The sequence below is a fragment of the Helicobacter sp. 11S02629-2 genome, from assembly GCF_002272875.1.
In the GTDB taxonomy this organism is placed as follows: domain Bacteria; phylum Campylobacterota; class Campylobacteria; order Campylobacterales; family Helicobacteraceae; genus Helicobacter_I.
In genome coordinates, this window is the sequence record NZ_MLAN01000009.1 from 1 (window position 1) to 12321 (window position 12321).

9 protein-coding genes and 1 pseudogene are annotated in these 12321 nt (G+C 34.9%); 2 read left to right on the forward strand and 8 right to left on the reverse strand.

The window, feature by feature from the left end; genetic code table 11:
• A pseudogene (locus BKH40_RS08760) lies at positions 1-215 on the forward strand (methyl-accepting chemotaxis protein); the annotation flags it as partial.
• A gap of 252 nt (positions 216-467) precedes the next feature.
• Here the strand turns inward: BKH40_RS08760 and BKH40_RS06230 are convergent.
• The 5 genes from BKH40_RS06230 to BKH40_RS06250 all read right to left on the reverse strand — a co-directional run bounded on the left by BKH40_RS06230 (position 468) and on the right by BKH40_RS06250 (position 7685).
• Positions 468-1448: an iron-sulfur cluster assembly scaffold protein gene (locus BKH40_RS06230; RefSeq protein ID WP_095277886.1), complete on the reverse strand. Its 981-nt coding sequence runs from the start codon at positions 1446-1448 to the stop codon at positions 468-470.
• A gap of 10 nt (positions 1449-1458) precedes the next feature.
• The gene (locus BKH40_RS06235) at positions 1459-2619 is read right to left on the reverse strand and encodes a NifS family cysteine desulfurase (protein ID WP_095277888.1); all 1161 of its coding nucleotides are present in this window, start codon (positions 2617-2619) and stop codon (positions 1459-1461) included.
• 86 nt (positions 2620-2705) lie between these two features.
• Positions 2706-3476, reverse strand: coding sequence for a TIGR02757 family protein (locus BKH40_RS06240; RefSeq protein ID WP_095277890.1), 771 nt, complete (start codon positions 3474-3476; stop codon positions 2706-2708).
• A gap of 25 nt (positions 3477-3501) precedes the next feature.
• Positions 3502-5544, reverse strand: coding sequence for an FUSC family protein (locus BKH40_RS06245; protein WP_095277892.1), 2043 nt, complete (start codon positions 5542-5544; stop codon positions 3502-3504).
• A 29-nt stretch (positions 5545-5573) separates the two neighbouring features.
• The gene (locus BKH40_RS06250; protein WP_095277894.1) at positions 5574-7685 is read right to left on the reverse strand and encodes an FUSC family protein; all 2112 of its coding nucleotides are present in this window, start codon (positions 7683-7685) and stop codon (positions 5574-5576) included.
• A 74-nt stretch (positions 7686-7759) separates the two neighbouring features.
• On the opposite strand from BKH40_RS06250, the gene BKH40_RS06255 reads away from it, so the two are divergent.
• Entirely contained in the window at positions 7760-8308 is a 549-nt protein-coding gene (locus BKH40_RS06255; protein WP_095277896.1) for a hypothetical protein, read from the forward strand.
• A 290-nt stretch (positions 8309-8598) separates the two neighbouring features.
• On the opposite strand, the gene BKH40_RS06260 is transcribed toward BKH40_RS06255, so the two are convergent.
• The 3 genes from BKH40_RS06260 to BKH40_RS06270 are packed head-to-tail and all read right to left on the reverse strand — an operon-like array spanning position 8599 to position 12314.
• Positions 8599-9744 (reverse strand): MraY family glycosyltransferase, encoded by a 1146-nt coding sequence (locus BKH40_RS06260; protein WP_095277897.1) that lies wholly within the window; start codon positions 9742-9744, stop codon positions 8599-8601.
• A gap of 54 nt (positions 9745-9798) precedes the next feature.
• A complete protein-coding gene (gene ychF / locus BKH40_RS06265) occupies positions 9799-10890 on the reverse strand; it encodes a redox-regulated ATPase YchF (protein ID WP_095277899.1) in 1092 nt (363 codons plus the stop codon).
• Positions 10891-10892: 2 nt separating this feature from the next.
• On the reverse strand, positions 10893-12314 hold the full coding sequence (locus tag BKH40_RS06270) for a leucyl aminopeptidase (protein WP_095277901.1): 1422 nt from the start codon (positions 12312-12314) through the stop codon (positions 10893-10895).
• Positions 12315-12321: the final 7 nt, after the last annotated feature.

The window sequence follows — 12321 nt, forward strand, 5'->3', positions numbered from 1 at the left end:
CTAATACTAATATCTTAGTTCAATCAATTAATGACATGGCTGAATCTATAAAAGAACAAGCTAATGGTATAACTCAGATAAATGATGCTATATCTTTACTAGAGCAATCTACTCAAGGTAATGTAAACATAGCAGATGATGCTTCTAAGATTTCTAACTCTGTAACTCATATAGCAGATGAGATAATGAATGATGCTAATAGGAAGAGGATATAAGTTTAGATTCTATTCTTATAGGGGGGGATTCTATAAATATATGGATTCTATAGATTTATGGAATCTAGGTTTTTATTTATGTCTTGATGCTAGGGGCTAAAGTCTATGGCGTGGCGTGGGAGATATTTATATCATTGCAAGACTACGATAGTAGTCTTAGTGTGAGTGGATATTTAAAAATAAGTAAAAAACAAATTAAATAGTGATATGGAATCTAAATTAGATTCCACAAAATGCGCTTAAAAATAGCTACTAGATAGGTAAAACTCTAATGTCTTTATCTAGTCTTTCTTGTAAAACACTCTCTATAGCAAAAAGTGTCCCTGTGCTTGCTGCAGCACAGCCATTACAAGCACCCATATATCTTATATAAACATCTATATGACCATCACTAGTATCTTTGATGTCTATAATCTCCATATTACCTCCATCCATTATAAGCATAGGTCTAACTGTATCATCTACTGTTTTTTCAACTGCTTTTACTTTTTGAACCAAGGTCATATCTCTAAATCCAAGATGGCCACTAGCACTTGCATCTGCTACTTGCTTCATCTTTTCTTCTTCCATCTCAGCCCTTACATCCCTTAAGATGTCAACTAAGTAGTACTCTCTTTTCTCATGCCCACCTGGCTTGATGCAAGACTTACAAAAAGCTCCTGCTTTTGTGTACTGAGTTATCTCTTCTACTGTTTTTAAGTCATTAAGCTTAATGACTTCTTTTATAGTAGCTAGACTTACCCTAGCACACTCACAGACTATTATCTCTTCTTCAAAGTCTGCTTCATCTTTTCCAAGATACATACCAGCTGCTTTTTTTATAACATCATAAGCCATAACTGAACAGTGCATCTTTTGACCCGGAACTGCTGGAGTGTTTTCATCATCCCTAAGTGCTTTTTCTACGTCAATGTTTGTGATCTTAACTGCGTCTTGCACTCTTTTTCCAAGGCAAAGCTCACACATCATATCACTACTTGCTATAGCCGTACCGCAGCCAAAACTTTTAAACTTTGCCTCTATGATGACATCGTTTTTATCTACTAGCCAATAAAGCCTAACAGCATCACCACAAGATTCAGCACCATAGTCTGCAACTATAAGTTTTGCGTCTTTTTCCTTGGCCTCTTTTTCTGTTATAACTCCTAAGTGAGTTGGGTTATCCATACGCTCGCTTACTTTTTTAGAGTAAGCATCCCATAAAGCACCGCCTAATAAGTCATTTTTCGCCATTATATTCCCTTTAATATGTAGAAGAGATTTCTCTTAAGCGTTTTACAGCTTTGTTAAAAACTTCTATCGTGTAATCAATATCTTCTTTAGTAGTAAATCTACTTAAACTAAACCTTATAGCAGTATGGGCTAGCTCTTTATCAGCACCAATTGCTACCATAACTGGGTTTGCTTCTAAGTCTTCACTTGCGCAAGCACTTCCAGTACTAGCAGCAATCCCTGCTTTGTTTAGATCCCAAAGCATAGCTTCACCTTCTATACCTTTTACGCTTACAAGAGTAGTATTAGGAACTCTATGCTCTCTATTACCTACAACAAAGACATCTGGGTTTTTTAAGATGCCATCTTCTAGTCTATCTCTCAAAGGTCCTATGACAGATCCTTCAAAGTCAAGATACTCATTAGCAAGTCTCATAGCCTCGCCCATACCCACGATAAGAGGAGTGTTTAAAGTACCACTTCTCCTACCTCTCATATGCTCACCACCATGAAGCAAAGGAGTTAACTCTATACCTTTGCGGATATAAAGTGCACCTATGCCCTTTGGTCCATGGAACTTATGCGCACTAAAGCTTAAAAAGTCAACTTTTGCACGCGCAACATCAACCTTAACCTTACCTATGGCTTGAACAGCATCTGTGTGAAATAAGATTCCATACTCATCACAAATCTGCCCTATCTCTTCTATAGGAAAGATAAGACCTGTTTCATTATTAGCCCACATAACACTAACTAGTGCAGTTGTTGGTTTTATGGCAGCTAAAACATCTTTTGCATCTATAAGACCTTTAGAGTTGATTGGCAGATAGGTTATATCCACTCCTAGCTCTTCTAAAAACGCACAAGTAGCCCTAACCGCAGGGTGTTCTACCTCTGTGGTTATGATATGGTTTCTTTCACCATGTCTTAAAATATCAAAATAGATTCCTTTTAATACCCAGTTATTAGATTCTGTAGCACAAGAAGTGATGATGACATCGTCTTCAGGACTTGCATTAATGCCTACATAAAGCTTTTCTATAGCATCGCTAATAGCTGCATGAGTTTCAGTTCCATACTTATGTAATGAGTTTGGATTTCCATATAGTTCACTAAAAAAAGGCTGCATCATTTCTGTTATCTTTGGATCTACCATAGTCGTTGCATTGTTATCTAAATAAATTCTTTTCATTGTATCTCCTAAAGAGTGTTGCTACTTTTTGCCAAAGTTAGCCCACGAAATATATCCAAAATTCTTAACTTTTAACAAAATTAAAGCTAGTTTAAAAGCTTTAATTGCCCTATGCGATAAAGTGCAAAGTCATACTTTATAGGATCACTAGGATCAAAAGTAGCTAGCTTTGCACTAATCTCCAAGCAGGCTTTAAGATTATAGCTTTTAGATTCTAAAAGTTTTAGCTTTTTTGAGATATTAAAGGTGTGGACATCTAGTGGTAAAAGCAAGTCTTTTCTATCTACTTCCTTCCATCTATATAAGTCTAAATTATCTTTCCTTACCATCCACCTTAAAAACATATTAATGCGTTTCAAAGGACTAACTCCCCTCTTCCCAGCTAGCAAAAAACTAAGACCGTGGCTTTTTTCCACATCTATATCAAGCTTTTTTCCTAGATCACTTAAAGTTTGCAAGGTGGTATAGATGGCTTCTAAAAGGTCTACTTTTTTATAATTAGTCACAAAAACTTTTTTTAACCCTCCCTCTTTTATAAGCAAGCACATAATGCTAAATAAATCTTTTACATCTTTAGAAGTTTGGAATCTGTAGTAAGGAAAAGTTACATTACTAAAGTCTAAAGTTTTAGATTCTAAGACTTCAAAAGGAAGGGTGTGCAAAAACTTTAGAATCTGCTTTGCATTTCCATAAGAAAAAAGTGCTGCTATAAAAGCTAGCTCATCAAGGTGCTTAAACTCAAGATGCTTTTTAACAAAAATCAAAGGATCTGCGTATGAGTTTTCATCAAAGTCTTTATTAAAGCCTTCATACTGCTTATCTAAAAAATCCTTTAACTTAATGCTTTCTAAGTCCATCTTGCCACCTTGCTTAATTCAATGCTTAGTAATACATATATCTACTAGCTATGGAGTAAAGCTTACTTTGAGAATCAAATATACTTTTTACAACCCAAGAAAAGTACTTATCATCAACCATTAAAAGCTTATCTTGTGCGTCGTATTCAAAGTAGCTTGGAGTTGATGTCATGAGATTACTTATCATATCAAAGCGTATTTTTATGATATTTAAGTCATTAATGCAAAGCTGTATATCTTTACCCTTACTCATAGAATCGCTTAAAAAGTGAGTTAGCTCATTTAAATGCATAAGTATGGAATCTAGTGCATCCATAACGCCCTTGCTTTCTTCTATAATCCAAAAAAAGCGTTTTTCATTTTTAGATTCTTTAATGATGGCTTTTATTTCTTTATTTCTTCCTAGGAACTCTGATTGCTTGCTGTGTAAAAGAGTTTTATCTATATGGGCATTACTTATGCCTTCTTCAAGTAAGATAGTCATAGTTTTTAGCTCATTAATCTGCTTTTTAAACTGATCAAAAAGAGTGTTGTAAGAGTAGCGAGGCCAAATCACCCAAAACACAGCTATAGCCACAACAAAACCAGTTATCACATCTATAAAGCGTTGAAGCACAAACTCCATATAATCATGATAGTAAAGTAGTGAGTAAAACAAGACAAGTGAAAAGACTAAAGTAGCAGTTGAAAGCCAGCTAGGATAGATACGCGTATAAAGCATAAAAAATATAGCCACTGCTAATATCACATAAAAAACTAGCGTACCATGTGTGATATAGGCAACCCCTATACCAAGTAATGCCCCCAAAATATTGCCTAATATATAATCTTTCCCTGAGTTGTGCAAGCCTCCTACTGAAGGGCGTATAGTGGCTACAACTCCAAAGCACATCCATATCCCTCTATAAAGATCAAAGCTTGTAGCAATGATAAGTGGGATAGTTACAGCTAAAGAGTACTTAACGCTAAATCTATAAACTTCATTTCTCCAGCCTATGGACATAAAAGAAACCTTACAGGCTTTAAAAACATCAAAGCGATTAGCCCTAGTCTCTTGCTTGTTAATAGCTAGATTATAAGGCTTAGAAAAGATTTTAATCTTTAAGTATAAGATTTTTAAAGCATCAACTTGAACTGCGTTGTACTTAGAAGCCTTTTCTTGCAAAAAGCTATTTAACTCCTTTGTTGTAATCTTAGGCACATGACCAGAAAAGATATCACTTAGCTGCATTAGATTATGCATCAGCTCTTTTTTTAGCTTGGGGTTTAGCCCTTCTTTTGCAGTGTACTCATGGAGGTTGTTTATACTTAAGGCTAGCTCTTCTATCCTATAGATATAAAAAACAGCCCTTTGTATATTTTTAATAGCATAAGGATTTTTAATATAACCAGATTTAGATTCTAAAACTTTTTTTAAGTTTGCAATTAGCGTTAGTGCTTCTTCTCTTTCTTTGTGATAAAGACTAGGATTTTGTATATTTTTAATCATTAATGTGCATAGATTTAAGATTAAAGGATAATGGGTTCTAACATAACGGCCATAGATTTTATGAGGTGTAAAACTAAAAAATATAAAAAACATGGCTATAAAGCCACCTATTGGCATAGAGACTACTATCTCAAGTGTGGTTAGGGCGACTTTTGCTTCTACATAAAGACAAGCAACTAGTGCTACCATCATAACTGAAGCCATAACTTTATAAAGCTCAAGACTATAAGCGTTTGCCATACCTACTATGAAACTTAAAACAATGATAGGTATAACTAGCCATAAGATATCGCGTATATTGCCAGTTAGTGCGTCCCTAGCTAGAAAGGTAAAAAGTGCTGCACAGATAGTTGAGACAACGATAAAAAAGAAAACATAGCTCTTTCTTGGAGAAGTTGGACCTAGATTAAAGATTAAGAAAAAAACATAAACGCCACCAAAGGCAGCAAGTATGGCAGCTATCCTATTCTCAAATATGTAATAGGCTATAAGACAGCTTATTACAAGAGATATGCAAGCTTTAAATGCAAATACAAAGCTAAAATAGCCCGGATCATATTTTCTCACATAATCCATCATTTAAAAATGCCTTTTACAATATTAATCTACTAAGCTGATATATCAGCCATATACTTACTAGCTATGGCATAAAGCTCATCTTGGCTATCAAAGATATTTCTTACCACCCAAGCAAAGTACTTATCATCCACTTCTAGTAGTTTATCATCAATGTTGTATTTAAAATAGTGCGGGGTTGCAGTCATTAAGTTATCTATCATAGTAAATCTTGTCGCTATGGTGTTTAAGTCGTTTATATAAAGGTAGACATCTTTTCCTTGACTTATGTGTGTGTTTATAAAGTGAGTAAGCTCATTTAAGTGCATAAGCATGGAATCTAATATATCCATAACCTTTTCACTCTCTTCTATAATCCAAAAAAAGCGTTTTTCATTTTTGGATTCTTTAATAGTTGCTTTTATCTCCTTATCGCGCGCTAAAAATTCTGATTGCTTACTTTGTAAAAGTGAGTGATCTATACTTCCTACACTTATGCTGTTTTTTAGCAAGTCTGCTATGCTATTTAACTCATCTATCTGCTTTTTAAACTGCTCAAAAAGGGCGTTATAAGAGTAGCGAGGCCAGATCGCCCAAAAGACACCAACTGCTATAACAAAGCCAGTTAAAACATCAATGAAGCGTTGGAAGACAAACTCCATAAAGTCTTGATAAAAGATTATGGAGTAAAGCATTGCTAAAGCACACACCACTGTCCCAGTCCAAAGCCAGTTTGGAAAAACTCTAAAATAAATCATTAAAAACATAACTATAACTAGCAATACGTAAAATACAGGCGTATCATGCGTGACATAAGCTACTGCTATACCTATGATACCACCTACAATATTACCAAATATGTACTCCTTGCCTGAGGTTTGTAAGCCTCCTACTGAAGGGCGTATAGTAGCGACAACTCCAAAGCACATCCATATGCCTCTATAAAGGTCAAACATAGTAGCTATAGCTAAGGTTATAGTTACAGCTAAAGAGTACTTAACGCTAAATCTATAAACTTCATTTCTCCAGCCTATGGACATAAAAGACGTACTACAAGCTTTAAAAAAGTTAAAAGACTTTATGCCATTAGTGTGATTACTAGCAGAGAAGTCATCAGACTTAGAAAACACCTTTATCTTCATATATAAAATCTTAAGTGCATTTATCTCAGCTGTATTATGGCTGTGCCCTTTTTGTGCTAAAAAGCCATCTAAAGAAGTATTTTGAATCTTAGGCACATGTCCAGAAAAGATATCGCTTAACTGCATGATGTTATAGACAAGCTCTTTTCTTAACTCTGGCTCAATGCCTTCTTTTGAAGTGTACTCATGGAGGTTATTTATGCTTAAAACTATATCTTCTATCCTGTAAAGATAAAATATAGCCCTTTGGACGTTTTTGATAGCATAGGCGTTTTTCACATAGCCTGATTTAGATTCTAAGACTTTTTTTAGATTGGTTATTAGCGTTAATGCTTCTTCTCTTTCTCTATGATAGAAATTTAAATCTTGGATATTTTTTATCATTAATACACAGTGATCTAAGATTAGCGGATAGTGGGTTCTAATATAGCGGCCATAGATTCTATGAGGCGTTAAGCTTACAAAAGAAAATATCATAGCCATAAAGCCACCTAGTGGCATACAAACTAGTATCCAAGTTAGGGTTATAGTTATCTTTGCTTCTACGTAAAGACAAGCTATCAAAGCCACTATGATAACTAGTACCATGACTTTATGAAGCTCCATATCATAGGCCTTTGACATACCTACTATGAAGCTTAAAACAATGATGGGTATGATTAACCATAATAAATCATATATATTCCCACCTAAGGCATTCCTTGCTAGTTCCATAAAGATAGCAGCACCAATACTAGAAACTACTATAAATAAAAATACATAGCTTTTCCTAGCAGAAGTTGGACTTAAAGTAAGCGTTAAAAAAAAGACATACAGCCCACCAAGTGTAGTAAGTATAACAGGCACCCTACTTCCAAAGATATAATAGGCTATCAAACCGCTTATAACTAAGGATATACTAGCTTTTATGGCAAAGATAAAGCTAAAGTATCCGGGGTCATACTTTTGCACAAAACCTTTTGCTTTAAAAAAGATTTTTTTTACTAACTTTAGAAAGCTTGACTTATTGACAATTTTATCCATTACTTCCCTTCATCAAGCGTTAAATCAAAGGCTTGCCACTATCTTTAGGCGGTGTGCCCCAATAAGGATCTTGCTTGTTACCACAGGCATTAAATATAAATATAATGCCAACTACTATGGCTAGTTTTGCTAATATTTTCATCATGAAATCCATTAAAGAGATTCTATCATCAGATAGGTTAAAACATAGTGAAGCTTTTAAAAAAAATGGTATCCAAAAAAGCTGTGCTAAATTCAAACTGCTTTTACCCATGCATTTACAAAGCCGTGTTTTGTTTGTATTTGTCCGCAATGATATTGTAAAAATTGCGTTTGATTCAACTTCTGCAAGCAGTGAGTACAATAAATTCTACGCTAAAGATAACTTAGATTTTATAAAAGACAACTTAGAATTAGCAAAAACCCTAGGCTTAGAATCTATCATAAAGTGTGAGGCTTATACTCCTAAAGACTATCTTTTAAGCTATGTAAAGATTCCAAAAGTTAGGATTTATGAAAGATCTAAAGGCAACTTTCCTATCATTTTAAAAGATGAAAAGCTTTGTGCTTTGATGGAGCGTTATAAAGAGTTAGTAAAGCATAACTTACGCCATAATGAAGACTTAGATAGAAAAGATTTTTAATAATACTCAAGGCATAGAAATGAAAAAACAAGAGTTTATGCCACAAGCTGCCTTACTAAATAAAGCCTAGCACATAAGTCGCGATAGATATTTTATAAACAAAGCCCTATTTAAGATTCTAAGTTGTGAGCTAAGTATACAAAATAAGCATAGATAACATGTTAAAAAAATATCATTTCAACATCTTACAACCAGTCATAAAGCTTTGCTTTTAAATTAGGTGTAAGTCTTTTATATTTTAAATATCTAATTACCCACTTAAACTAGGTGCTATTAACACCAAACCTAACTTATCTTTTAATATATATACTTAAAAGCCTTTTATATATCAAAGTATAAAGCACACAAAAGATTATGATAAGTGCAAAAAGTACGTAGATATTATCAAAAAAGATAGATGAAAGTATGATAAAAGGCAGGTTAAAAGCTAGGATGTAAAAAGAAGTCTTAGCGTTATTTTGATGGGCTAAGGTTCTAAAAACTAGCGTGTGAAAGTGGAGATTATCCGGGCTTGTAGCCTTTCTTTTTACCTTTTTCCTTCTATATATAGAAAAAAGTACTTCCCATATAGGATAGATACAAAGAGCTACTCCATACCACGCACTAACGCCTTTTGCCCCAAGTGTGCTAATTATTGAAGCTTGCAGGGCAGAGTTTAGATCTATGCCTAAAAGCGCATAGATTCTTGAGATAGTTAGACTCCATAAAGAGGCATCATCAAAATGGGTGGTTTGAGTAAGACTTACTAGCATAAAGCCTAGCATAAAGCCTAAAAAGTAAGCCCCACCATCACCTAAGAAGATCTTACCTTTAGGAAAGTTTAAGACAAAAAAGCCAAGTACTGCCCCAAAAAGAAGGACTGAAGCGTAAAATACAAAGTAGTTTCCAACAGTGTATGAAACAAAAAAGAGGGCTATTAACACTAAAAGGCTTAGGCCCGAAGCTAGGCCATTAAAACCATCTATAATATTAAAGGCATTTATAACGCCAACTACTGCAAAGATGGTAAAAAGTATGCCTATGATATAGGGTAGATTAAAGCCAAAAGAAAGATCATATATGTAGATATTAGCTCCAAAAGTGGCTATAAACACACCTACACACTGCAGCAAAAGACGCAGTTTTGGACTAAGGTTTCCTTTGAAGTCTTCTATCAAACCACTTATAAAAACTATGATTCCACCAATGATTGAGTAAACAAAAACAGTAAATATAGGTATGTTAAAAAAAAGCAAAGTCCCAAACAGTAAAAAGCCTATAAAGATGCCTAAGCCCCCTACGCGAGGAGTTGGCGTGCTATGGAATCTTTGGGGCTTTAGACTTTTAGCTTCATCTATAAAAGCCCCACTTTGCTTAGCAAAAAATATCATGATGACAGATACAAGCAAGCTTATGACAAAAGGATAGATGATATATACAAGTAGATTTAGATTCAAACTTTAGCCCTAGTAATTATTAAAAACATTCACAAACTTTAACTGCACAAAAACTTATACATTAAATCTAAAGTGCATAACATCACCATCTTTAACTATATACTCTTTACCCTCTAGCCTCATAAGACCAGCATCTTTTGCACCTTTTTCCCCACCACACTTTATAAAGTCACTATAAGAAATGGTCTCAGCTCTAATAAAGCCTTTTTCAAAGTCTTTGTGTATAACGCTAGCAGCACGAGGGGCACTATCACCATCTTTTATACTCCAAGACCTTACTTCTTGAACGCCTGCTGTAAAGTAGCTTATAAGACCAAGCTTGCTATAACTTTTTTGTATGATTTGTGCAAGTCCTGAAGTTACGCCCATATCTTTTAAAAACTCATCCCTCTCACTATCTTCCATCCCTAGCATGTCTTCTTCTAGCTTAGAACAGATTAAAATAGCATCTCTATTAAGCTCTTTTATGGAATCTAAAAAAGACTTTGTGTATGCATTACCCCCATTACTTAAGGAGTCTTCATCTACATTTAGTGCATAAATCATCTCTTTAGCACTAAGTAGTCTAAGCTCTTTATTAAGCTCATCAAAGCCTTCACTTTTAAAAGTGCTTGCTGGCTTTAAGTCTTCTAAGTGAGTTTTTAGCTTAAGACATAAATCAAGCTCTTTTTGTCCATCTTTACTAGCCTTAAGGCCTTTTTGCAGCTTTTGTATACGCTTATCTAGGCTTCCTAAATCAGCATAGATTAGCTCTAACTCTATAGTTTCACTATCATGAAGTGGGTTTACTTTACCTTCAACGTGAGTTATGTTTTCATCTTCGAAGCAACGTATCACGTGCAAGATACACTCACACTCTCTAATATTAGCTAAGAACTGATTGCCAAGTCCTTCGCCTTTTGAAGCACCCTTTACAAGTCCAGCAATATCTACAAACTCAACTACAGAGTGCTGAATCCTTTTAGGATTAACTATCTTTGCTAGCTCTTCTAGCCTTGGATCTGGCACTGGAACTACAGCCTTATTAGGCTCTATAGTGCAAAATGGATAGTTGGCTGCTTCTGCATTTTGAGTTTTAGTAAGTGCGTTAAAAGTGGTAGACTTCCCTACGTTAGGAAGCCCTACTATGCCTATGCTTAAGCCCATATCTAGCCTTTTATATAATGTTTAACAAAGTTAACTATAGACCTTAAGGCAGTACCACTTGCACCACTTGGGTTTACACTCCAAGTCTTTTCTACATAAGCTGGCCCTGCTATATCTACATGCACCCACTTATCTTTGTACTCATCCCTTATAAACTCACTTAAAAATAGCCCCGCAGTTATAGCCCCACCATAGCGTGAGCTAGAGATATTAGAAACATCTGCTATTTTTGATTCTAAAAGCTTTTTAAGATGAGGATTAAAAGGTAGTGTATGTGCAAGTTCATTCATCTCTAAAGAAGCTTTTACAAAGCTAGCTTTCAAGTCTTCATTAAAGCCCATAACTCCACTTGTATACTCTCCTAAAGCTACCACACAAGCCCCTGTTAAGGTAGCAAAGTCTAATATCACATCAGCCTCTAAATCTTGTGCATAGCTTAAGCAGTCAGCTAGCACTAGCCTTCCTTCAGCATCTGTATTTTTAACCTCTATAGTCTTTCCTTCTTTTGACACTAAGACATCATCTGGTCTATAAGCGTTTTTGCCTATAGCATTATCAGTTATACCCATGATGGCATGGAGCTCTACATCAAGTCCTAACTTAGCTATAGCAAAAAAGGCACCCAAAACTGTACAAGCCCCTGCTTTATCAGCCTTCATAGTAGTCATGTAGTCTGCTGGCTTTAAGCTTAAACCACCTGTATCATAAACTAGTCCTTTGCCAACTAAGACTACTTTTTTCTTAGGTCTTGTTGGCTTATAGATTAAGTGGGCTAGGTAGGCTGGGAAGTTTGAGGCTTGGTTTACTGCTAAGAAAGCGCCCATATTTTTAGATTCTAAAAAGTCATTATCATAAAGATTACAAGTTACGTTCTTTACTCCCCTCTCTAAGCTTCTATCTCTTGCGACATAGGCTAGATAAGTAGAGTTAGCAATGTTTGGAGGAGTGTTAACTAAGTCTCTAACAAAGCACACTTCTTTTGATATAAGGCTTACTTCATCTAATAAAGATGGGCTTGCATTTTTTATAGAGATACTTAGGGTTTCATCACCTTCTTCTTTGTCTTTAGACTTAGAATCTTTAGACTTAAATCTATCAAATTTATAACTTCCTAGTAAAAAAGCATAAGCTAGAATCTGACTATAAGCATCATCTACATCTATAAAAGCAGACTTTACTCCAAGCTCTCTTAGTGTATTTACAGCGCTTAATGCAGCCTCTTCTAAGCTATTAGGACTAAAGTCTTTTATGCCAATGTAGAGAGTTTTGCTTTGCTGGGAAAAAAAGCTCCCTTTAGCTTTAAAGTTAAACTCTTTTAAAAGTTCTAAATCTTTACTTAAACTTTTAGCACCACTATCTAAGTCAGCCTTTGTGACTAGGACTATTTGCACGCCTTCGTTTTTAATATTTGTAAGTTCTATCATGTGTTTG

Bases quoted from the DNA above. Each gene is read 5' to 3' on its own strand.
- BKH40_RS06230 (WP_095277886.1), bottom strand. From the start codon at position 1,448: ATGGCGAAAAATGACTTATTAGGCGGTGCTTTATGGGATGCTTACTCT.
- BKH40_RS06235 (WP_095277888.1), bottom strand. From the start codon at position 2,619: ATGAAAAGAATTTATTTAGATAACAATGCAACGACTATGGTAGATCCA.
- BKH40_RS06240 (WP_095277890.1), bottom strand. From the start codon at position 3,476: ATGGACTTAGAAAGCATTAAGTTAAAGGATTTTTTAGATAAGCAGTAT.
- BKH40_RS06245 (WP_095277892.1), bottom strand. From the start codon at position 5,544: ATGATGGATTATGTGAGAAAATATGATCCGGGCTATTTTAGCTTTGTA.
- BKH40_RS06250 (WP_095277894.1), bottom strand. From the start codon at position 7,685: ATGGATAAAATTGTCAATAAGTCAAGCTTTCTAAAGTTAGTAAAAAAA.
- ychF (WP_095277899.1), bottom strand. From the start codon at position 10,890: ATGGGCTTAAGCATAGGCATAGTAGGGCTTCCTAACGTAGGGAAGTCT.
- BKH40_RS06270 (WP_095277901.1), bottom strand. From the start codon at position 12,314: ATGATAGAACTTACAAATATTAAAAACGAAGGCGTGCAAATAGTCCTA.